This window comes from Mesoterricola sp. JemC181 (assembly GCF_055384585.1).
Window position 1 is genome coordinate 1,260,696 of record NZ_AP045076.1, and the last position, 21,234, is coordinate 1,281,929.

21 protein-coding genes are annotated in these 21,234 nt (G+C 68.8%); 11 read left to right on the forward strand and 10 right to left on the reverse strand.

What is annotated here, in order from left to right; all coding sequences use genetic code 11:
- The first annotated feature begins 2 nt into the window (after positions 1–2).
- From nadE to ACZ5MC_RS05605, 3 genes are read left to right on the forward strand one after another with little or no spacing between them, the layout of a single operon-like run.
- Entirely contained in the window at positions 3–1,001 is a 999-nt protein-coding gene (nadE, locus tag ACZ5MC_RS05595; RefSeq protein WP_306599332.1) for an NAD(+) synthase, read from the forward strand.
- Positions 1,002–1,009: 8 nt separating this feature from the next.
- Positions 1,010–1,885 (forward strand): hypothetical protein, encoded by an 876-nt coding sequence (locus ACZ5MC_RS05600; protein ID WP_464517248.1) that lies wholly within the window; start codon positions 1,010–1,012, stop codon positions 1,883–1,885.
- Positions 1,886–1,894: 9 nt separating this feature from the next.
- Positions 1,895–2,731, forward strand: a complete 837-nt coding sequence (locus ACZ5MC_RS05605; RefSeq protein ID WP_464517249.1) for a N5-glutamine methyltransferase family protein — start codon at positions 1,895–1,897, stop codon at positions 2,729–2,731.
- Here the strand turns inward: ACZ5MC_RS05605 and ACZ5MC_RS05610 are convergent.
- Positions 2,721–3,803 carry a 3-oxoacyl-ACP synthase III family protein gene (locus ACZ5MC_RS05610; RefSeq protein WP_464517250.1) on the reverse strand — a complete coding sequence of 361 codons (1,083 nt, stop codon included), beginning with the start codon at positions 3,801–3,803 and terminating at the stop codon, positions 2,721–2,723. The two genes, ACZ5MC_RS05605 and ACZ5MC_RS05610, sit on opposite strands and share 11 nt — an antisense overlap.
- Positions 3,804–3,965: 162 nt before the next feature.
- Here ACZ5MC_RS05610 and ACZ5MC_RS05615 point away from each other — a divergent pair, with 162 nt between their 5' ends.
- From ACZ5MC_RS05615 to ACZ5MC_RS05625, 3 genes are all read left to right on the forward strand, one after another.
- Positions 3,966–5,996, forward strand: a complete 2,031-nt coding sequence (locus ACZ5MC_RS05615) for a M13 family metallopeptidase (protein WP_306599336.1) — start codon at positions 3,966–3,968, stop codon at positions 5,994–5,996.
- A gap of 97 nt (positions 5,997–6,093) precedes the next feature.
- Positions 6,094–6,408, forward strand: coding sequence for an MTH1187 family thiamine-binding protein (locus ACZ5MC_RS05620; RefSeq protein WP_306599337.1), 315 nt, complete (start codon positions 6,094–6,096; stop codon positions 6,406–6,408).
- 107 nt (positions 6,409–6,515) lie between these two features.
- On the forward strand, positions 6,516–6,980 hold the full coding sequence (locus ACZ5MC_RS05625; RefSeq protein WP_464517251.1) for an ExbD/TolR family protein: 465 nt from the start codon (positions 6,516–6,518) through the stop codon (positions 6,978–6,980).
- A gap of 3 nt (positions 6,981–6,983) precedes the next feature.
- On the opposite strand, the gene ACZ5MC_RS05630 is transcribed toward ACZ5MC_RS05625, so the two are convergent.
- Complete coding sequence (locus tag ACZ5MC_RS05630; RefSeq protein WP_464517252.1) at positions 6,984–7,565, reverse strand: TetR/AcrR family transcriptional regulator; 582 nt, start codon at positions 7,563–7,565, stop codon at positions 6,984–6,986.
- Positions 7,566–7,721: 156 nt separating this feature from the next.
- Here ACZ5MC_RS05630 and ACZ5MC_RS05635 point away from each other — a divergent pair, with 156 nt between their 5' ends.
- Positions 7,722–8,174 carry a cupin domain-containing protein gene (locus ACZ5MC_RS05635; RefSeq protein WP_464517253.1) on the forward strand — a complete coding sequence of 151 codons (453 nt, stop codon included), beginning with the start codon at positions 7,722–7,724 and terminating at the stop codon, positions 8,172–8,174.
- A gap of 86 nt (positions 8,175–8,260) precedes the next feature.
- Positions 8,261–8,731 carry a thioredoxin family protein gene (locus ACZ5MC_RS05640; protein ID WP_464517254.1) on the forward strand — a complete coding sequence of 157 codons (471 nt, stop codon included), beginning with the start codon at positions 8,261–8,263 and terminating at the stop codon, positions 8,729–8,731.
- Here ACZ5MC_RS05640 and ACZ5MC_RS05645 read toward each other — a convergent pair.
- From ACZ5MC_RS05645 to ACZ5MC_RS05655, 3 genes are all read right to left on the reverse strand, one after another.
- On the reverse strand, positions 8,728–9,927 hold the full coding sequence (locus tag ACZ5MC_RS05645) for a hypothetical protein (RefSeq protein ID WP_464517255.1): 1,200 nt from the start codon (positions 9,925–9,927) through the stop codon (positions 8,728–8,730). The genes ACZ5MC_RS05640 and ACZ5MC_RS05645 overlap by 4 nt on opposite strands.
- Before the next feature lie 9 nt (positions 9,928–9,936).
- Positions 9,937–11,103, reverse strand: a complete 1,167-nt coding sequence (locus tag ACZ5MC_RS05650) for a cytochrome-c peroxidase (protein WP_464517256.1) — start codon at positions 11,101–11,103, stop codon at positions 9,937–9,939.
- 125 nt (positions 11,104–11,228) lie between these two features.
- Positions 11,229–12,599, reverse strand: a complete 1,371-nt coding sequence (locus ACZ5MC_RS05655; protein ID WP_306599344.1) for a C1 family peptidase — start codon at positions 12,597–12,599, stop codon at positions 11,229–11,231.
- A gap of 79 nt (positions 12,600–12,678) precedes the next feature.
- Between ACZ5MC_RS05655 and ACZ5MC_RS05660 the strand changes: the two genes are divergently transcribed.
- Together ACZ5MC_RS05660 and ACZ5MC_RS05665 are read left to right on the forward strand one after the other, a co-directional pair.
- Positions 12,679–13,548, forward strand: a complete 870-nt coding sequence (locus tag ACZ5MC_RS05660) for a 1,4-dihydroxy-2-naphthoate polyprenyltransferase (RefSeq protein ID WP_464517257.1) — start codon at positions 12,679–12,681, stop codon at positions 13,546–13,548.
- 158 nt (positions 13,549–13,706) lie between these two features.
- Positions 13,707–15,998, forward strand: coding sequence for an ankyrin repeat domain-containing protein (locus tag ACZ5MC_RS05665; RefSeq protein ID WP_464517258.1), 2,292 nt, complete (start codon positions 13,707–13,709; stop codon positions 15,996–15,998).
- A gap of 327 nt (positions 15,999–16,325) precedes the next feature.
- On the opposite strand, the gene ACZ5MC_RS05670 is transcribed toward ACZ5MC_RS05665, so the two are convergent.
- Entirely contained in the window at positions 16,326–16,586 is a 261-nt protein-coding gene (locus ACZ5MC_RS05670) for a protease complex subunit PrcB family protein (RefSeq protein ID WP_464517259.1), read from the reverse strand.
- 573 nt (positions 16,587–17,159) lie between these two features.
- Complete coding sequence (locus ACZ5MC_RS05675; RefSeq protein ID WP_464517260.1) at positions 17,160–17,300, reverse strand: hypothetical protein; 141 nt, start codon at positions 17,298–17,300, stop codon at positions 17,160–17,162.
- 88 nt (positions 17,301–17,388) lie between these two features.
- Here ACZ5MC_RS05675 and ACZ5MC_RS05680 point away from each other — a divergent pair, with 88 nt between their 5' ends.
- Complete coding sequence (locus ACZ5MC_RS05680; protein ID WP_464517261.1) at positions 17,389–17,523, forward strand: family 20 glycosylhydrolase; 135 nt, start codon at positions 17,389–17,391, stop codon at positions 17,521–17,523.
- Between the two features lie 7 nt (positions 17,524–17,530).
- Here the strand turns inward: ACZ5MC_RS05680 and ACZ5MC_RS05685 are convergent, their stop codons facing one another.
- The 3 genes from ACZ5MC_RS05685 to ACZ5MC_RS05695 are packed head-to-tail and all read right to left on the reverse strand — an operon-like array spanning position 17,531 to position 21,234.
- A complete protein-coding gene (locus ACZ5MC_RS05685; protein WP_464517262.1) occupies positions 17,531–18,805 on the reverse strand; it encodes a triphosphoribosyl-dephospho-CoA synthase in 1,275 nt (424 codons plus the stop codon).
- Positions 18,798–20,336 carry a citrate lyase subunit alpha gene (citF, locus tag ACZ5MC_RS05690; RefSeq protein WP_306599349.1) on the reverse strand — a complete coding sequence of 513 codons (1,539 nt, stop codon included), beginning with the start codon at positions 20,334–20,336 and terminating at the stop codon, positions 18,798–18,800. Before citF ends, ACZ5MC_RS05685 begins: the two co-directional genes overlap by 8 nt.
- Positions 20,323–21,234 (reverse strand): HpcH/HpaI aldolase/citrate lyase family protein, encoded by a 912-nt coding sequence (locus tag ACZ5MC_RS05695; RefSeq protein WP_306599350.1) that lies wholly within the window; start codon positions 21,232–21,234, stop codon positions 20,323–20,325. The genes citF and ACZ5MC_RS05695 overlap by 14 nt, the downstream gene beginning before the upstream one ends.

Sequence of the window (21,234 nt, forward strand, 5' to 3'; positions counted from 1 at the left end):
CCATGGCAATGAACAGGCACATCCTCGACATCGATCCCGCCGCGGAGACGGACCGCATCGTGACGTGGCTCAGGGAGAACATGCGGGGCCTCCACAAGACCGGCGCCGTCATGGGGATCAGCGGCGGCATCGACTCCTCCGTTTGCCTTGCGCTCTGCGTCAAGGCCTTCGGCCCCGAGCGCGTGGTGCCCCTCATCCTTCCCGAGAAGGACTCGGAGCCGGCGTCGGAGGACCTGGCCCGCATGCTGGCGGCCCACTACGGCCTCACCCCCATCAAGGAGGTCATCACCCCCGCCCTGGACGGCTTCGACTGCTACGGGCGCCGCGACGAGGCGATCGCGCGGGTGTTCCCAGAGTTCGACGCCCGCAAGGGCTACCTGGCCAAGATCGTGCTTCCGCCGGGCCTGCTGGACAACGGCACCCTGAACGTCTATTCCCTCACCATCATCACCCCGGACGGCATCGAGAAGACGGCGCGCCTTGGCCCGGCGGAGTTCGCCCAGATCGTGGCCGCATCCAACTTCAAGCAGCGCACCCGCACCGCCATGCTCTACTACCACGCCGAACTGCGGAACCACGCGGTGGTGGGCACGCCCAACAAGAACGAGCACGACCAGGGGTTCTTCGTGAAGTTCGGCGACGGGGGCGTGGACCTCAAGCCCATCGTGCACCTCTACAAGACCCAGGTGTACCAGCTGGCGGCCCACCTGGACGTGCCGCGCATCATCCAGGAGCGCACCCCCACCTCGGACACCTACAGCGCCCCCGCCACCCAGGAGGAGTTCTTCTTCCGCATGCCCTTCGCCACCATGGACCTGCTCTGGTACGCCCAGGAGAACGGCATCAGCCTGGAGGAGACCGCCCAGGCCCTGGACCTCTCCCCCGCGCAGGTGCGCAACGCCTTCGACGACTTCAACCGGAAGACCCGGGCCACCCACTACCTGCGCACGCCCCCTCTGGACATGGCGGGCATGGAGCGGCCCGCCCCGGCCAGGAGCTGAGGCTTCCCATGGCCTTCCCGCGGAACCTGCGCATTGCCGCCATCGGGCTGGTGGCGGGCCTCTGCGTTTCCTGCCCCGGTACCCGACCCAAGGAGACCACCATGGCCCACCCTCCGGTCCGCATCGTGCTCCTCCACCACAGCACGGGGGAGGAGATCTGGAAGGGCGGCGTGGCCGCCTTCGTGGAGGCCTGGAATGCCGAGCACGGCACCGCCTACAGCATCACCGAGCAGAGCTACCCCCTCGCCAAGGGGAACCACCCCCGCCTGGGCCGGCTGCTGCCCTCGCGGGTCTTCAACCTGTTCTTCCGGGACCACTACCCGTGGGAGAACTACCCCTACGACTACTGGAACCTCTGGGTGGCCCACCGCGGCGCGGCCCGGGACCGGTCCGAGGCCAACCTGGACGACCTGGCCGGGGCCTACGACGTGATCGTGTTCAAGCACTGCTTCCCCGTGAGCTCCATCCGGGAGGACGACGGCGCCCCCTCGGCCTCGTCCCGGAAGAAGACCCTGGCCAACTACAAGCTCCAGTACGAGGCGCTCAAGGCCCGAATGCGCGAGTACCCGGGCAAGACCTTCATCGTCTGGACCGGGGCGGCCCTCACCGAGGCCGCCACCCGCCCGGAGGACGCCGAGCGCGCGCGCCAGTTCGCCGCCTGGGTGAAGGACACCTGGGACGAGAAGGGCGACAACATCTTCGTGTGGGACTTCCGGGACCTGGAGACCGACGGCGGCCTGTACCTGAAGCCCGGCCGTTCCGTCACGGCGGGGGATTCGCATCCGTCGGCCGAATTCGCCAGAAGGGCCGCGCCCCTCCTGGGCAAACGCATCGTGGACGTCATCGAGGGCCGGGGCGACGACTCGAGCCTCACGGGCCTCTGAGGAGGAAACATGTCTGACGTGGATCTGGACGGGCTCAAGGCGAAGGTGGAAGCGCTCCTGGTCCCGGTCGCGGGAAGCGAGGCCGGCGCGGAGGCCGCGCGGATCATCGCCGCCGCCCGCGGCATGGCTCCGGCGGACGCCGAGGCCCAGGTGCTGGCCTGGTCCGGGAAGCGCGCGGAAGGCGCGCCCCTGGGCCTGGTGCTCGGCAGGCAGCCCTTCCTCGGGGTCGAACTGCTCACGGGCAGCGACGTCCTGGCCGCCCGGGAGGAGACGGAGATCCTGGGGCGCGAGGTCCTGGCCGCGCTCGAGGCGGCCGGGGAGGGCGGGCTCCGCATGATCGACATGGGCTGCGGCTCGGGCAACCTGGGCTGCGCGGTGGCCGTGCTCCAGCCCCGGGTGCGGGTCTGGGCCTCCGACCTCACCGAGAGCTGCGCGGCCCTCACCCGCGAGAACGTCGGCCTGCACGGCCTGGAGGACCGCGTCCAGGTGTCGCGGGGGGACCTCTTCGAGCCTCTCAAGGGCCGGGGCCTGGAGGGCACCATGGACGTGGTGGCCATGAACCCGCCCTACATCCCATCCACGTCCCTGGAGAAGACGCATGCCGGCCTCCTGCGCCACGAGCCCCGGGAGGCCTTCGACGGCGGCCCCTACGGCATCTCCATCGTCTCCCGCTTCCTCCAGGAGGCCCCCGCCTTCCTGAAGCCCGGGGGGCGCGTGCTGTTCGAGTTCGGCCTGGGCCAGGCCCGGCTGATCCAGGCGCTGGTGGCCAAGAACCCGGCCTACGCCGGCTGCCGCTTCGCCACGGACGGGGCGGGGGAAGCCCGGGTGGCGGTCCTCACGACCTAGGGAAGCGGTACACCACGGCGTTGATGTTCATCCCCGCCCCCACCGAGGCGAACACCACCGTGTCGCCGGGCCTGATCGCGTGGCCCTCCAGGTCGCCCTTGAGGATCAGGTCCAGCATCGTGGGGATCGTCGCCACGGAGCTGTTGCCCAGCCAGGAGATGGTCATGGGCATGAGCCCGGGAGGGGCGCCCTCCAGGCCCGCGAGCCGGCACAGCGCCTCCAGGATCGCCTCGTCCATCTTGAGGTTGGCCTGGTGGATGAGGACCTTGGCGACCGTCCGCAGGTCCACGCCGGCCTTGTCCAGGCAGTCCTTCACGGCGCCGGCCACGTGGTGGAGGGCGTAGCGGTAGAGCTTGCGGCCCTCCATCTTCAGGAAGAAGGCCTCGAGGAAGGCCGAGTCCCGGTAGGAAGGGCCCATGAGCAGCATGGTGGAGTGCTCGAAGGTGTCGGAGCGGGCCGCGTGGGCCAGGATGCCCTCGCCGGGCTCCCCCTCGCGGCCCTCGAGGATCACGGCGCCGGCGCCGTCGGCGTAGATCAGGCTGTCCCGGTCGTGGGGGTCCGAGACCCTCGAGAGGGTGTCGGCGCCCATGACCAGCACCCGCCGGGCCGCGCCCGCGCGGATCATGCAGTCGGCCTGGATCACGCCCTGGAGCCAGCCCGGGCACCCGAAGACCAGGTCGAAGGCCACGGCGCCGGGGTTCCGGATGCCCAGGCGCGCCTTGACCCGCGCGGCCAGGGACGGCACGAGATCCGACCGGTGGGCGTTGGGGCGGACGTTGCCGAAATTGTGGGCCACGATGAGCCCGTCCAGGGACTCCCGGTCGATGCCCGAGGAAGCCAGGGCGTCCTCGGCGGCCAGGAAGGCCATGTCCGAAGTCAGGAGGTCGTCGGGCGCGTAGCGCCGCTCATGGATGCCGGTGATGGCCTCGAACTGTTCGAGGATCTCCTCGTTGGGCTTGTCGATCGGCTGGTGGTCGGGGCCGTGGAACTGATGGTGCATGAAGGCCGAATTCGGAACGATGACGGCCGGAATGTGCCTGCCGGTGCCCACGATGATGGTCTGGATCGCCATGCAAACCCCTTTTACAGAGTAGCCTCGCGGCAGGGGGGCGAGAAAGGTGTGATCCCTGCCCTAAACGGTGACACCTCGTAATGCGTTACACTTTTTAACCCTCATCGGTCAGGAGACCCTATGCAGAAAAGCGGATTGTTGGCGAAACTCGTGGCTGGATCCATGATCCTGGCCACCCCCGTCCTGGCCGCAGCGCCGGAGAAGGCCCCCGCCGCCGCGGCGAAGGCCGGTCCCACCTACGGTGCGTTCGGCGTCGACACCCCCGGCATGGACAAGGCGGTCAAGCCCGGCGACGACTTCGGCCAGTTCGTCAACGGCGTCTACCTCAAGAACCTCGAGATCCCCGCGGACCGCGCCAGCTTCGGGATGTTCGACAAGCTCCGCGACCTGAGCCAGGAGCGCACCCGCGGCATCGTCGAGGCCGCCGCCAAGGCCAAGGGCGCCAGGAAGGGCAGCGAGGAGCAGAAGGTCGGGGACTTCTACGCAAGCTTCCTGGACGAGGCCGCCATCGAGGCCAAGGGGCTCGCCCCCCTCAAGCCCCAGCTGGACGCCATCGCCGCCATCGCGGACCGCACCCAGCTGGCCAAGGTCATGGGCGCGGCCTCCCGCATCGGCATCAACACGCCCGTGGCCGCGGGCCCCGAGCAGGACCTGAAGGATCCCTCCATCTATTCCGTCTACGTGGGCCAGGGCGGCCTGGGCCTGCCGGACCGGGACTACTACCTCGACACCAAGAACCCCAAGTTCGCCGAGATCCGCGCCAAGTACCAGACCCACATCGCGGCCATGCTGCGCCTGGCGGGCATCGCCAATCCCGAGGCCAAGGCCAAGGCCATCTACGACCTGGAAGTGAAGATCGCCACCGCCCACTGGACCCAGGTGGAGAACCGGCAGATCGAGAAGCTCTACAACCCCATCCCGCGCACGGGCCTCGATGCCGCCTACCCCGGACTGGACTGGACGGCGCTGCTCACCGCCGTCGGCGTCAACGACCAGAAGCAGCTGATCATCGCCAATCCCAGCGCCATCGCCGGCGCGGCCAGGCTCCTGGCCAGCGAGCCCCTGGACACCTGGAAGGACTACCTGGCCTTCCACACGATCAAGGACGCCGCCCCCTTCCTGCCCAAGGCCATCGTGGCCGAGAATTTCGCCTTCAACGGCACGGTGCTCTCCGGCCAGCCCGAGATGCAGCCCCGCTGGAAGCGCGGCGCGGACTTCACCACCGGCGCCCTGGGCGAGGCCGTGGGCAAGCTCTACGTGAAGAAGTACTTCCCCCCCGAGGCCAAGGCCCAGATGGACGCCCTGGTCAGGAACATCATCGCGGCCATGGACCAGCGCCTGTCCAACCTCACCTGGATGGACCCCAAGACCAAGGCCGCGGCCCGGGCCAAGCTCGCCAAGTTCACCCCCAAGATCGGCTACCCCGAGAAGTGGCGTGACTACTCCAAGCTCGAGATCGTGCGCGGCGACGCCCTGGGCAACGCCGTCCGGGCCGCCGAGTTCCGGTTCCAGCGCCAGCTGGACAAGATCGGCAAGCCCATCGACCGCTCCGAGTGGGGCATGACGCCCATGACGGTCAACGCCTACGCCAATCCCCTGTGGAACGAGATCGTGTTCCCCGCCGCCATCCTGCAGCCCCCCTTCTTCGATCCCAAGGCCGACCCGGCCGTGAACTACGGCGGCATCGGCGCCGTCATCGGCCACGAGATCAGCCACCACTTCGACGACCAGGGCCGCAAGTTCGACATGGACGGCAAGCTCTCCGACTGGTGGACCTCGGAGGACGTCAAGCGCTTCACCGCCCTCACCGACAAGGTCGTCAAGCAGTACGCCGAGTACGAGCCCCTCAAGGGCTCCCACGTCAACGGCGAGCTGACCCTGGGCGAGAACATGGCGGACCTGGCCGGCGTCACCGTCGCCCTGGACGCCTACCACAAGTCCCTGGCTGGCAAGCCCGCCAAGGTCGTGGGCGGCTACACCGGCGACCAGCGCTTCTTCCTGGGCTTCGGCCAGATCTGGCGCTCGCGCTACCGCGACGCCAACCTGCTCAACCGCATCACCACCGACCCCCACACCCCCGGTTTCGTGCGGCCCACGGTCGTGCGCAACCTGGACGCCTGGTACGAGGCCTTCGGCGTCAAGGCCGGCGAGAAGCTCTACCTGGCCCCCGCCGACCGCATCAAGGTCTGGTAGGCCCGGTTCCCGCCGCGGCGGCCCTTTCCCGGCGACGGGGGGGCCGCCGCGTTGCGTATCCGGGGGCCCCGGTGGGATGCTGGGGACGAGGTGCGTCATGCATGTGATCGTGGATTTCACGGTGGTGCCGGTGGGCACCGGGGTCTCCCTCTCCCGGTACATCGCGGAAGTGGAGCGGGTGCTGGCGGATTCCGGGCTCACGTACGAGCTGCACGCCAACGGCACGAACGTCGAGGGGGAGTGGGACGCGGTCATGGGCGCCGTCCGCGCCTGCCACGAGCGGCTCCACGCCATGGGCGTGCCCCGCATCCACACGGACATCAAGCTGGGCACGCGCTCCGACCGGCCCCAGCGCATGGCCGACAAGGTCGCCTCCGTGAAACGGGTTCTGGGGCCCGTGACGAACGGGTGACAAAGGGGCCAATAACCTTCCATTAATCAGGAAGTTGTAACTTCTGTGGCCGCGCCTTGACGGGCCGGCCGGGGGACCGACCCTGGAGCAAATCCCAGGAGGCCCCCATGGACGTGCGCCGCCAGAGCGCGAAGTCGGACATCAACATCACGCCCCTGATCGATATCGTCCTGGTGCTCCTCATCGTCTTCATCGTGATGGTGCCGGGCCTCTCCAGGGCCCTGGAGGTGGCCGTTCCCCGCATCGTCGACGGCCGCAAGGAGAAGCCCGTGGAGCCGCCGGTGGTCGTCACCCTGGACGGCGAGGGCCGGCTCTTCCTGCAGCGCGAGGAGGTGACGCTGGCGAGCCTGCGGGAGCGGCTGGTGCCCGTCGTGATGCTCCAGCCCCTGGGCCTGCGCAAGGTCTTCCTGAAGGTGGACGGGGAGCTCGCCCACGAGCGGGCCGTGCAGGTGCTGGACCAGATCCGCGTGGCATCCGACCAGGCCCGCCGGGAGACCCTCGCCAGGCCCGGCTTCCAGGAGGAGGACGGCGGACCCGTCAAGGTGGCCCTCACCCGGCTCAAGGCAACCTAGTCATCAGGCCGGGCGCTGGGCCCTTGCGAGGAGGGCTTCCAGCGCCTTGCGGGCCCAGTCCCCGGCCCGTTCCTCCCGCAACAACCTTGAGGCGTGGTGGTAGGCAAGGGTGATGGCCCGGAATTCGAAGGCCAATTGATCCGGATCATGGGAGGGGTGGGCGAACCCCGCGAAGCTCTCGGCCGCCTTTCTCTGGGAGTCGCGCTGGAGGCGCAGGAGGGTCTCCCGCACGGGACCTTCCCGGTCGTCGAATTCCACGCAGGCGCCGGTGATGGGGCAGCCCCCGGGCAGACCCGGGTCGTCGATCCAGGCCATGACCGTCTGGAGGATGAAGGTGAGGCGTTCGGGGCCCGGGGCCAGCCGCGCGCCGGGGGCGGCGCGCTCCCGGACGGTCCGGGCCGCGTGCTCCAGGGTGGCCACCTGCAGGGCCGACTTGGAACCGAAGTGGGCGAAGAGGCCGCTCTTGGACATGGGCAGGGCCGCGGCCAGGGCGCCGATGCTCAGGCCCTCCAGGCCGTCGCGGCTGGCGATGCGCATCGCCTCGTCCAGGATGCGCGCCCGGGTGCTGTCGCCTTTTTCCGCCAAACCTGACCTCCTGGAGGGTCCCGGGCCCTGACGGCCCCTGACTTAAAAGCGTACCCGGCCCTTGCGCCGGATTGTCGGATTGGTTAAATTAACACGAACGGTCGTGCTAAAATTGTGCACCCGTCCTTTCCCACCCCCTTTCCAGGAGAGAACGCCATGACCCAAGCCGCGCAGTCCCTCGCCCGGTCCACCCACTTCACCGCCGCGGATTACGGCGCGCTGGACCGGTGGAGGGCCTTTGAAATGGATCATCCCCGGCGTGGCCGGATCACCGGCAAGACCTTCCTGGGGCAGGTGCTGGGCCTCACCGGCATGGAGGTGTCCTTCGGTTCCATGGCCCCTGGGGAGGCCTCGCCTTTCTCTCATTCCCACAAGCAGAACGAGGAGCTGTACGTGTTCCTGACGGGGCAGGGGGAAATGCAGGTGGATGGGGAGCGGTTTCCGCTCAAGGCCGGTTCCGCCATCCGCATCGAACCTGCGGGCGTCCGGGCCTGGAGGGCGACGGGAACCGAACCCCTCACGTTCCTGGTGATCCAGGCCAAGGCCGGCAGCCTGGAGCAGGCCACGGCCTCGGATGGGGTGATCGCGGAGCAGCCTCCGGTCTGGTAAGCCAGCGGCGGGCGATAGGGAACGGGCACGATCCAGAACGGTTCGGGAATGATACTTCGTTATACTGGGTATCCAGGAGTGCCACGATGCGAGCCTTCACCCTTTCCCTGCTTCTCTGCGCCACCCTCGCGCCCCTCGCGGCCCGGGCCCCCGAGAAGGCGGTCCTGAAGACCGGCCCCTTCGATCCCGCCCGGGACAGCTTCAAGGACCTGGACCTCGCCAAGGCCGAGGCCCGGAAGACCGGCCGCCGCATCATCCTGGACGTGGGCGGCAACTGGTGCCCCTGGTGCCACCTGCTCCACGGCTTCTGGGAGGCCCAGAAGGACGTGAAGGACCTGCGGGACAAGAACTTCGTCTTCGTGCTCGTCAACTACAGCAAGGAGGCGAAGAACGAGGCGTTCCTGGCCCAGTTCCCCAAGGTCCCGGGCTACCCCCACCTCTTCGTCCTGGATGCCGACGGGAAGGTGCTCCATTCCCAGGACACCGGCGTGCTCGAAGAAGGCAAGGGGTACAGCCGGGAGAAGGTGACGGCCTTCCTGAATGCCTGGAAGCCCTAGAAGGCCCACCCCAGTCCGAGGTTCACCCGGTTCTGCGCGGTGTCGTTCTTGAAGCGCCGCAGGTCGGCCTTAAGCACCACGTGGGGGTTCAGATTGAAGTTGAAGCCCGCGGTCCAGATCTTCTCGGACGGGGCGGCCGCCGGCGTGAGGGAGGCGGGGGCCAGAGTCTCGAAGGCCGCGGCGGTGTTGACGGACTCGTAGCGCACGAAGGGGGCCAGCGCGTAGGAGCCAGCGGACCACGCATGCCACGCGGCCTGGCCGTACCAGCCCTCGAAGCGGCTGGGCACCAGGGTGGGGTTGCCCACGCGGGTCTGGTTGAAGGCCGCGGTGTCGGCCACGGTGCCCCGGGCGTAGACGGCGCTGAGGTCGAAGGGCCCCGGGGTCCAGCGGGCGTGGACGTCCCAGAGGGTCGCGGCCATGCCGGGCATGTCGGGCTGGCCCTGGGCGCCCTTGGCGTGGAACCAGGAACCTCCCAGGAGGAGGCCCGGCACGCCGCGCCAGTTCACGGCGGCGAATGCGGCGAGGTCGTGGGATTTCGCCCCGCTCAGCTCCTGGTGCACCGCCCCCAGGGGCGACTCGGCGCCCTCCGTGCTGGCGGCGTCCCACTTGGAGAAGTCGAACCCGGTGGAGACGCCGGCCTGCAGCACGATGCCGTTCTCGAAGGAGCCCACCACCTGGAGGCCCCCCTCGCGCCAGGTGCTGGGGATGATGGCGGTCTCCACCGCGTTGCGCTCCACGCCGTAGAAGGCGGTGGGCTCGTGGCGCTCGTTGAGCAGGCCCGCGGGCACCAGGAAGAGTCCGCCCCGCAGGGACCACGTGGGGGAGAGGCGGTGCTGGATGTAGGCCTGTTCGATCTCCACCTCGCCCTTGTCGTCGGACGAGCTCACGGCGTGCTCCACTTCCAGCTCCGTGACCAGCTCGGTGCGGTCGTCGAAGCGGTGGGTGAGGGCGAGCACGAAGCGGCGCAGGTCGGCGGTGTCCCTGGAGCCGTCCTTGGAGAAGTGGGAGAACTGGATCTCGCCGTAGCCCCCCAGGACGGTGTTCGAGGCGGGGCGGGCGGAGAGTTCGCCCTTCATGCGCTCGAGCTCGCGGGACAGGGCGTCCAGGCGCTTGGCGAGGTCCTCGGGGGGGGCCTGGGCGCGCAGGGCCGAAAGGGCGAGGCAGGCGGTGAGCAGGGAAAGGCGCAGGGATTTCAAGGGGGCTCCTTAGCGGGTGTAGCCGTCGGTGAGGGTCTTCAGGAAGGCGACGACGTCGTCGACCTCGGCGTCGGTGAGGGCCGGCGCCTGGCCGGGCAGGCGGTTATAGGGGACTTCGGTGACGTTGACGTTCCCGTGGTACTTCGATGGCAGATCGTCGAACTTCATCACCGTGCCGTCGGGCGCCACCGGGTAGTATTTCTCCGGGTTGGTGTCCCGCTGCACGTAGAACGTCACCGCGTCCTTGAGCGAGGTGAAGCGCCCGTTGTGGAAGAGGACCCGGCGCAGGGCCACGTTGCGCAGGCTGGGCACCTTGAAGGCCCCGTAGAGGTCCGGCCGGTCGATGTCCGCGCGGGCGCCCAGGCCCAGGTCGAAGAACTCGGGATCGGCGTTGGCCGACAGCGCCGGGTTGCGGGGGACGCCCAGCACGTCGTAGGTGAAGTCCGTGAACAGGGGCCGGTCGCCCGACGAGGGGTGGCAGGCGGCGCAGTTGCCCTTCCGGGGGTCGTTGAAGAGGGCCAGCCCCCGGGCCTCCGCATCGGACAGGCGGACACTGCCCCGCAGGAAGGCGTCGTACTTGCTGGAGAACGGCTGGAATTCCGCGTCCTCCCGCTGGTACTGCTGGAGGGCCAGGGTCATGCAGCGGTAGGCCTGTTCGGGGTCCGAGAAGATGGCGTCTCCGTAGACCGCCCGGAAGGACGCGGCGTAGGGCGCGGCCGCCAGCTTGGCCACCACCGCCGCCTTGCTGGGCATGGCCATCTCCACCGGATTGAGGAAGGGGCCGCCCGCCTGGGCCGCCAGGGATTCCGCGCGGCCGTCCCAGAAGAACCCGCCCGTGGGCGTGCCCTCGGAGTCGTAGTGGAAGGCCGTGTTCCCGGCCAGGTAGCGGATGGAGGGGGACTGCCGCGTGCCCTGCAGGTTCATGGCCGGGCCGCCCAGCTGGGCGGGCAGGTCGTTGTCCGCCCCATGGGCCGCTTCGGCCACGTGGCAGGTGGCGCAGGACTGCAGCCCCGAGGCGGAAAGCGAGGTGTCCTTGAAGATCTGCTCGCCCAGGCTGGCGGCCGGGGAGAGACCGCCGGCGTCCGCCGGCTTCACGGCGCTGCCGCAGGCCAGGGCCAGGGCCAAGGCGAGCCCGGCCCCCGGCAGGAGGCAGAGGTTTCGTGTTCGGGCAGACATGCTACCTCCCGGTCTTCCGGTTGCGGGTTGGACGTTCAGGTGTCAGAACGTCATGGTAATGAGAACGAGACTAATTCTCAATTAAGAGCCATGAATTGTCAACACCCTTTTTGGAGGTCCGTTCGCTACTCGACGTTGAGGGCGGACATCATGGGATCCCAGGGCGGCAGCAGCTCCGCCTGGGTGCCGAAGACGTCCAGCACGGCCTTGGGCACCACGGAGCGGGGCACCACCACCACCTGCACGAAGTGGTCGAACCAGCCGTCCATCATGGTGTAGTAGCCCTTCTTGCCGCCCTTGTCGCCCCAGGAGTTCTCCACCAGCCACTTCACCGGCTTGCCGTCCGCCATGTCCACGCCCGTGAAGACCATGTTGTGGTTGGGCACGCTGCGCCGGCTCTCGAAGCACTCCCGCCGGTCCATGGCGAAGTCCATGCCGTAGAGGGAGGTGAAGTCGCGCACGCCGGGCATGAGCAGGCCTTCCTCGCGCTGCATGTCCTGGCTCACGTCGGCGCCGAACCACACCAGGCGGTCGGAGAGGACGCAGGTCTTGGCCGCCTCCTTCAGGACCTCCAGGGGGCAGTTCACGAAGAACATGTTGGGGGCGTCCAGGAGGGCGCGGTCCAGGTCGATCTCGTACTTCTTCTGGTAGGCCAGGGTGGGGATGGAATAGAGGGCCACGAAGTCGTCCAGGTCGGCGCCGATGGCCGTCTTGTAGAAGTCCTTGGGAGTCCAGGCCTTGAGGGGGGTCACCTGCTTGTCCTTGGCGACGTGGCGCCAGGTGAACTTCGACGGAGGGACGCCCAGGTGCATGGCCAGGATGCGGTACACGTCCTTCATGGCCTGCAGCTTGAGGGCCTCCACGGCGGCGGCGTCCTTGGCCGCGCGGATCCGCACGCCCGCCACCTTCAGGCGCAGGAACAGCACCTGGTTCATGGCCGCGGAATTGGACGAGCTGAAGGTCTCGGGCATCACGTCCTTGGGCACGACCCCGTACTTCTTCACCAGGTCCACGAAGCCCTGCCAGTTGCCGCCCTCCTGCACGGGGCTGCCCAGGAGGAACTCCACGCGCCGGTCCGTGTGGGCCGCCCCCCGGGTGCGGGCGATGGCGTCCAGGAAGAGGTTGGCCTTCTCCAGCTTGTCGTAGAAGAAGAGGTAGTTCTGGCTCAGCTCGAGGTTGTCGCAGCCCAGCCTTGAGGCGCCCGTGCGCCGGAACATGTTCAGGGCGGAGAACATCCAGCAGCGGCCGCTGGCCATCTGGTTGGCCACGGGCTCGTCGGCGATGCGCTTGGTGAAGTGCGCGTCCACGGCGGTGATGCGGGACCAGTCCTCGGCCAGCTTGCGGCCGTCGTTCTGGGCCAGGGCGTTCTTCAGGGCGCGGAAGCCGCCGTCCTGGGGACAGGCGGCCGCGAGCTGGTCGAGGCGCTCGGGCGTGAGGGCCTGCGCCAGCAGGGGCGAGGCGGCGATGAGGAGGGGGAGGCAGAGCCGGGCGAACATGTACACTCCTGGGGATGCTCCATTATGACGGTTCCGGGCGCTGGCCCTGCGTCACAATGGAGCCATCCAGGAGGCGGGCATGGCGACAGCGGCACAGTGGGTGGCGGGCGCCCGTCCCTTCACCCTCCCCGCCGCCCTGGCCCCCGTCGCCGCCGGCACCGGGGCCGCGGCGGCGCTGCACGGCGCCGGCGCGCTGCGGGCCGCCCTGGCGCTTGCGGTGGCCCTGGCCCTGCAGGTGGGGGTGAACTTCGCCAACGACTATTCCGACGGCATCCGCGGCACGGACGCCAACCGCGTGGGCCCCTTCCGCCTCACCGGCTCCGGGGCCGCGCGTCCCCGCGCCGTGCTGGGGGCGGCCCTGGCCTCCTTCGGCTTCGCCGCCGCCGCGGGGCTGGCGCTGGTGGCCCTGTGCGGGGCCTGGTGGCTCCTGGCCGTGGGCGCCGCGTGCCTTCCCGCCGCATGGTTCTACACCGGGGGGCGCAGGCCCTACGGCTACCGCGGCCTGGGCGAGGTTTTCGTGTTCGTCTTCTTCGGCCTGGTGGCGGTGCTGGGCACCACCTGGTCCCAGGCGGGGCGGCTCTCCCTGCCCGCGGTGTGCGCCGCGGTGGGGGTGGGCGCCCTGGCCTGCGCCATCCTGGTGGCGAACAACCTCCGGGACATCCCCACGGACGCGGCATCCGGGAAGCTGACGCTGGCCGTGAAGCTGGGCGACGCGGGAACGCGCCGGCTCTACGCCGCTCTGGTGGGCGCAGCGGCCCTGGCCCTGGTGCCCGCGGTCCTGGAGCGCCCCTGGGCCGCGCTCACGTTCCTGGTGGCGCCCCTGGCGTTCGGGCCCCTGAAGGCCGTCCTGGGCGGGGCGATGGGGAAGGACCTGCTGCCGGTTCTGCGCCACACGGGGCGCCTGGAGCTGGCGTACGGGTTGCTCCTGGGGTTGTCGCTGTCCCTCTAGGGCCCGCCGGATCCGCGTTCGACCTCGGCCCTGGCGGATGCGCTCATCCCGGCTCCCTTCCCGGAAGTAGGGCTCCGCCCTGCTCCCGGGCAGGCCCTGGGTTCCGGGGAACCTTTGGGCACTTTTAGGCAATATTAAATATTAATTAGAGGCAGCCCATGCCCAGCCCCCGCCTTGTTCCCATCCTCGCCGCCACCCTGGGCCTGGCCGTGTCCGCCGAGATCCCCGCGGAGCAGGCCCTGGGCATCTACGGCCAGACGGCTCCCGCCCACCGGGAACTCTCCCCCCTCTGGGGCATGGTTTCCCTCAAGTCAGGCCTGCTCCGGAACCTGCGCCTGTACGGGGCCTACGGCCCGGCGCCCCTGGCGGAACTTCCCCGGCACCCCGGCCTCCATGGGGCCAATGACCATCCCCAGGATGCGGTGGCAGGGGTGATCCAGTACCTTTTCCCTTCCCCGGACGGCGTCAATTTCGTGCCCAACCAGCGCACGAAGGATCCCATCGGGGCGCTGTCCAGGGAGCGCGAGAAGGGACTGCCCAGGATCCTGGCGCTCCTGGACGCCATCACGTTCCGCAAGGGCTCCATGGCGGACGCCCGCGGCGCCTCCTCCTCCCGGGCCACAGGCTCCCCCGATGGGGCGGAGCGGGACCTTCGCGCCGACGTGCTACGGATCCTGGGGGGCGGTTCCCCCGATCCCGATTCCGGGTACCACCGGATCCTGGGCACCTTCGCGACGATGCTCGCCCGGGGCGTGCGCCAGGAGGTGGCCGATGGCGGCCGCGCGTACCCTCCCCGGGTGGTGGAGATGGCCCTTCTGGGCTATGCCTGGACGGTGGCCGACCACGTGGATGAACTGTACCGGGCCTTCAGCCCGGAGCTGCTCCTCGGGCCGCCCGAGAGAAGGCCCCAGCCGCCCGCCGGCCAGGCCTACCCCGACGCCCGGTTGCCTGGAGTTCTGGAACGCATGGAGGTGCACCGGGCGGGCGGAGGCGAGCCGGTTCTTCCCGATCAGCTCGCGGTGTTCCTGAACGACCAGCGCACCCAGGGACCCCTTCCCGAACTCGTCAACTACGGCATGGCCCGCCACGGCGAAGCCCGCTATCCGGACTGCGGGGAAACCTCCCTGCGCAATTTCTTCAACATCGCCTTCACCCATGAGGGGGTGTTTTCCGAGGTCCGCTTCGCCGCCTTCCTGCACCGCTTCCCGGCTCCCCCCACGGCAAAGCTGATGGAGCTCCAGGCGTTCTACCGGCGGTTCCCCCGCATCGCCCACCAGACCACCCAGGCGGCCCGGGACGCGTGGAGCGCCATCGTATCGGGCCTCAACCACCCCGGGGATCCCCTGCCCATCGTCTACCGCAACGGCACGCACAACCTGAAGGGCGCAGGCCTCAGGAACATGCTGAACCTCATCGCCCACCTGCTGCCCGATCCGCTCCTCAACGGCCCCTGGCAGGGGGGCCCAGGCCTCGCCCAGGCCACCGGCAAGCTCGATCGCCTGTGCGAGCTGGTGTCGACGGAAGGCCGGACCTTCGCTTGGCAAGCCGTCAAAGGCGGGTGGGAAGGCATGGATTTCGGGACCCTGGACTTCACCCTCAACCGGGAACCGGGCTTCGCATGGACCTTCCGGCCGGGACACTTCGCCATGCATTCCCTGGTGAACCGGAGCCCCGCCTGGGGGCTCCGGCAGATGGAGGTTCCCGCGGATGCTCCCCTGCTGGGGGCCTGGCGCGACCATTTCGTGGGGATCGGGCCGCCCCGGGAGGCATGGCACCTCTTCGCCACGAATCTCGATTCCCCGGACGTGGCCCTCAATGCCATCCAGTCCATCCTGGACGCCCATTCCGGAACCCTGCTGCCCACGATGCTGCTCCTGGTGGAGAAGGTCATCCCCATCGACGCGGATGCCTACGAAGCCCTGGCCGGTGTCCTGCACAACGCCGGGGCGGAGAGGCTGGGCCCCCCCTGGTACCCCATCCCCTTTGTCCGCGCCCTGCCGCAGGAACAGAAGGCGGCCCTTTTCCTGGCGGCCGACATACCCGGCCAGAGTCCGCAGATGGCCCTCTGGGTCCCCTTCTGGATCCAGCACGGTCTCGACCCGTCCACGCGGTTCCTTGGCGGCGTCTCCATCCTGGCCTGGTGCGCCGGGAGCGGTTCGCTCCCCCTGGTCCAGGAGGCCCTTCGGGCGGGTGCGCGGGCAAACGATATGGACGAGCGGGGGCTGACGCCCCTCCTGGGTGTGGTCATGGCCTGGAAGGAAAACCCTGTCTTCTCCACCGACGGGCACGCCCTCGTGCAGGTGCTGCTCGACGCGGGAGCGGATCCCCTGCTGGCCGATGGAGGGGGATACGCTCCGCTGGGCCTGGCCCAGAAATTGGGGCTGGCCGAACTCGCCGGACAATTCGAGCGGAACTTGATGGAAAAGGCCGAGAGGAAAGGGGCCTTCTGATTACTCCGGGCCCGGCGGAGAACACCCTCCACGTGCGATCGAAGGGGCTGGGCCACCATGGCCACGAGCTCGATTTCCGAGCCCATGACCATGGCGATCCACTCCTGCAGGAACAACTTGGAGGAGCTGGGGTTGGCCTGCTCGTGGAAGTCCTGGAGAGGGGCTCGCATCCGGGGAGGCTTCCGCGGTCTTCAGGTTGGGGTTGCGCAGGGCCTCCAGCATCTCTGCCTGGTGGGCGGTGAGGTTCGAGGGGTTCTTCAGCCAGGCATAGCATGCCTTCTTCAGCTCAGGGTCGGCCGATCGCGGTAGGTTACTCGCCCGTGAGTCCTACCTGGCTGTTCCCGCCAGGTCGGTGGAATCGGGGAGTTGCTGCACCCGCACGACTCCCTTGGGCCGCTCGAAGGCTTGCGCTTCCCAGGGCTGGGTGAGGACCTGCATCTGCATGCTTCCTGGTTCGGGCGTCAGGACCTGCCAGCGGATAAGCAAATCGTTCCCCTCGGCCACCGGCTCCATGAACCTAATGGAGTAGCCGCCCGTGCCCTTCTCTCCCGCGTACGCCACCACTGCGATGCAGGTGGTGAAATCCAAGGGGGGCGTGTCCCTCCTGAGCTTTCGCCACACGTTGTTCCAGTGCCCGGCATCCAGGACTACTTCCGAGCCCGGAACCCGGTCCCCGCCATGGACATCGCGCCACGCCCTCACTGGGATGGCCTGCTTCGGTTCATTCGGGCCCGGGGTAGCCGCGGCGGCAAGGCTGCAGATCAGGCTGAACCCCGGAAGGGCCGCGAACGCCAATCTTCCGGCCAGGCACAAAGGTGTCACTCTGGACATGTTTTCTCCTTAATATGATTTTATAATAGCTTTAGATTCAGCCATCCGGCTTGAATCAAGCTGGCATGGTAACGATGTTATCCGAAGGATGACCAAAATAAAAAGGGATTTAACAATAAGTAAATAGTCTATTTTATTTATAAATTGGCATTTACTTAAAAAGAAATATTTAATTATTTTCAAGTAACTAAAGACTTATTATGCATCGTTATTCTAGCGCAGAACCCAAAAAGCCTAATTCGATCCCGCCGGCCATCCCTGGCGCCGAAGGTGCCAGGGGAGGACGCCTCCGCACACGCCCGCGATGCCCAGGAGCCCCAACCCCAAGCCCTAGGCCCCGAACAGGCACTTCCCCACCCCGAACAGGGCCATGTAGATCATGGCGCACCCCGCGAGCCCGTTCAGGAAGGCGGTGGCCAGATCGTTCCGGGGCGCGACCTCGGCGCAGGCGCGCGCCACCGGGCCCCACATCAGCGCGGGGGGCGGATCCTGCGGTAGAAGGCGCGGAGCACGCCGTCCGGCTCGGGGCGGTGAGGAGGGTCACCCCAGCCATGCCACCGTGGAGGCCAGGCAGGTCCTGGGCTCGGAAGGGCTGCTTCGGACGGAGTACGTTGCGACCCCCCGCCACATGGAGTACATGCTGTGGCCGCGGCTTGCGGCACTGGATGTGAACTTCCGTCCCCTGGACGATTGAGGCCCGTTCAGGCCGAGGCCGCGTGGAGGGCCCAGGTGAGCGCCATGCAGTCCGCCACGCCGCCCATGGTCAGGTTGTCCCGGCGGTAGTCCTCGTTCAGGGCCAGCAGGAAGGGCTCGGGATCCCGCCCCATGTCCAGGAGGCCCTGGAGGGCCGCCCCGTCCCGGCGGAGACGCTCGAGGCCCTCCAGCCCGCAGCGGCGGACGGCGGTGGTGTCCTCCACCGTGCGCATCAGCGTGGCCATGAGGTGGAAGCCCGCCAGGCGCGGCTCCAGGCCGGCCTCCAGGGCGTCGCGGTAGGCGGGCCAGCCGTGCTCGAACACTGCGGGCAGGCCCTGCAGGGCCTCGGCCTGGATGCCGCCCAGGCCGTGGCGGGCGCGCAGTTCGGCGCCGATGGTGCCCTGGGGCGGGCAGGCCGAGAAGAACTTCGCGGCCAGGTCCGCGATGGCGCCGCGGAGCTGGGAGATGCGGCCCTTGCACTGGCAGGCCGCCAGCAGCGTGAGGCCGGACAGGAAGATATAGCCCTTGTGGCCGTTGGAGCCGATCTCCCGCAGCATGCGGTCCTCGGCGTCGCGGCCGGCCTGGTTGAGTTCGTTCAGGGGCCGCTGCTCGCCGAAGCGCTCCAGCAGCTCCCCGTAGTAGAGGGGCAGGAGGTCCGCCGATGCCCGCATGGCCTCGAAGGTGAGGTCCGGGTGCGAGCCGCAGTCGCGGCGGTCCACGAGGCCGGGCTTGGGGGTCAGCTCCAGCTCGCGCAGGGCGCCCCGGTGGAGGGTGGCGGCGAGCGTCTCCGGCAGGAGCCGCTGGGGGGTGCTGTGCTCGTGGAGCAGGGCGTCCACCTTGGCCAGGAGCTCGGCGGCGGAGTGGCGCCCGGCCCGGATGCACTCCCGGGCGGGTTCCGCGCAGAGGAGGCAGGGGCGCTGGGGCAGGCCCAGGGAGGCCCGGTCCACCTGCGTGCCGTCGGGGCGGTAGACGTCGATGTCCAGGATCCGGCCGGAGGGGGTCAGGCCCTCCAGGGCCACGGCGGCGGCCTTGACCTGGGCGGGGTCGCCTGCGGAAAACGCGATGTGGAAGGGACCCAGGGCATCGAAACCCGAATGGGCGGCCACGGCCTCCAGACCGTCCAGGGCCCCCTGCGCCAGCCGGGAGAGGCCCGGGCGGTGCTTGGCGGGGCCGGGGACGTTGCAGCTGACGAACAGGATGGAGGCGGAGTCCCCGCACTGGGCCAGGGCCCGGCGGAGCTCGCGCTCCCGTTCGTCGCGGGCGGCGAGGAAGACGCTATTCATGGACCTTCCTGACCACGTCGATGATGGAGCCGTCCCGGTACTCGATGAGCGCCACGACCTCGTCCTCGAACTCGATGGGCCTGGGCTTGCCGGTGACCCGGGTGATCTCCTCGTGGAACTGGCGGATGTCCTTCACCGGGAGGTTGCGCCGCTTGAGTTCGGCCACCAGATCGGGGTGCTTGCTGGAGACGCAGATGCCGCGCTCGGTGACGATGACGTCCACGGTCTCCCCGGGGGTGGTGACGGTGGTGACGGCGTCCCGCACCACCGGGAGCCGGCCGCGGATGGAGGGGGCCACCACGATGGCGAGCTTGGCGCCCGCGGCAACGTCGCAGTGGCCGCCGGTGTTGTGCAGGAGGTAGCCGCTGGACTCGGTGTTGACGTTGACGTTGAAGTCCACGTCCACCTCGGTGGCGCCCAGGATGACGCAGTCGAGCATGTTGGCCACGCACCCGCGGTTGAAGGGGCTGGCGTAGAGGTCGGCGGAGATCTCACGGTGGCAGGGGTTGCGCCGCATGGAGTCCACGGCCCGGTTGTCGAAGCACTGCACGTCGAAGAGCGTCTCGAAGTAGCCCTCCTCCAGCATGTCGACGAAGTAGCCCGTGATGCCGCCGCAGCCGAAGCTGCCCTTGACCTTGTTCTCGGCCATGAGGCGGCGCACGTTGTCGGCCACGGCCAGGGACGTGCCGCCGGCGCCGGTCTGGAAGGAGAAGCCGTCCTTGAGCAGGCCCGAGGCGTGGATGACCTCGGAGGCGTACTTGGCGATGAGCAGGCCCGCGGGGTCGCGGGTGACGCGGGTGGTGGTGGAGACGATCTTCTTGGGGTCGCCCAGGGACTCGATCTGCACCACGTAGTCCACGTCGGACTGGGAGATGCTGATGGGGGCCGCGGGGTAGCGCACCAGGTTGTCGGTGACGGCCACCACCTTCTTGGCGTAGCGGGCGTCGGTGTAGGCGTAGCCCAGGGAGCCGCAGGCCGACGGCCCGTGCACGCCGTTCATGTTGCCGGTGACGTCGCAGCAGGGGGCCGCGATGAAGGCGGCGTCCACTTCCACCTCGCCCGTGACCAGGGACCGGGCCCGGCCGCCGTGGCTGCGCACGATGATGTCGCACTTCAGCTCGCCCTTGCTCACCATCTGGGCGATGAGGCCGTTGACGCCGGTCTCGATGCGGGTGATGACGCCCTTGCGGATGTAGGGGATGATCTCCGCGTGCACGTCGTGCACGGAGCTGGAGGCGATGCCCATGTCCATGAGACCCATGGCGTCCAGTTCCTTCACCAGCAGGTTCAGCAGCAGGTCGCCGTTGCGCAGGTGGTGGTGGGTGGAGATGTTCATGCCGTCCCGGAGCTCGCACTTCTCCAGCGCGGCCCGCAGGCTGGGCAGGAGCTTGGAGTCGGAGGGGTGGCGGCGCACCAGGGGCCGCGTGGCCCGCAGGACCTCGGGCTTCTTGTTCCAGGGATCGACGTAGGGGTCGAGGGTGCGGCCCCTCCACAGGGCCGGGATCTCCCGTCCGAGGCTATTTTTCGCCATGGATCACCTCGTCGGTCAGGTCAAAGTCGATCATCCCGAAGGCGATGGCCGTCTTCAGGACGCGGGCGGCGCGGGTGACGACGGGCGCGTCGACCATCCTGCCCTTGAGCGAGATCACGCCGGTGCCCATCTCCCGGGCGCGCTTGATGGCGTCCATCACTTCCAGGGCGTGCTCGATCTCCTTGGCCGCGGGGCGGAACACCTCGTGGATGATCTCGATCTGCCTGGGGTTCACCAGGGACTTGCCCGTGAAGCCCAGGCGCTTGATGAGGGCCGTCTCGGCGCGCAGCGCCTCCATGTCGTTGACGTCGGGGAAGATGGTGTCGATGACCTGGAGGCCGGCGGCCTTGGCGGCCCACACGATCTGGGTGCGGGCGGAGAAGAGCTCCTCGCCGGTCTTGGTGCGGTCGATCTCCATGGAGGCCGTGAAGTCCTCGGCGCCGAAGGCCAGGGCCACCAGGCGCGGAGAGCTGACCGCGGTCAGCACGCTGTTGAGCACCCCCTGGGCGCTCTCGATGGAGGGGATGATCTTGAAGTGGCCGATCTCCAGGCCCAGGTGCTCCTCCTGCTCGGTGAGCAGGGTGTCGAGCTTCTCCACCACCTCGGGGTTGTCGGCCTTGGGCAGGCGGATCCCGTCCGGCAGAGCAGGGAGGATCTCCCGCAGGTCGTCCAGCGCGTAGGGCGTGTCCAGCCCGTTGATCCGGACGAACATCTCCTTGTTGCGGTCGGTGTAGGACCGCAGGAAGTTGCGGGCCAGGAGCCTCGCGGCGTCCTTCTCCTGGAGGGGGACGGCGTCCTCCAGGTCGATCATGACGACGTCGGCCTCGAAGACCGGGATGTTCTGCAGCATCCCGGGCATGTTGCCGGGGACGTACAGCAGGGAACGGCGGAGCTTCAT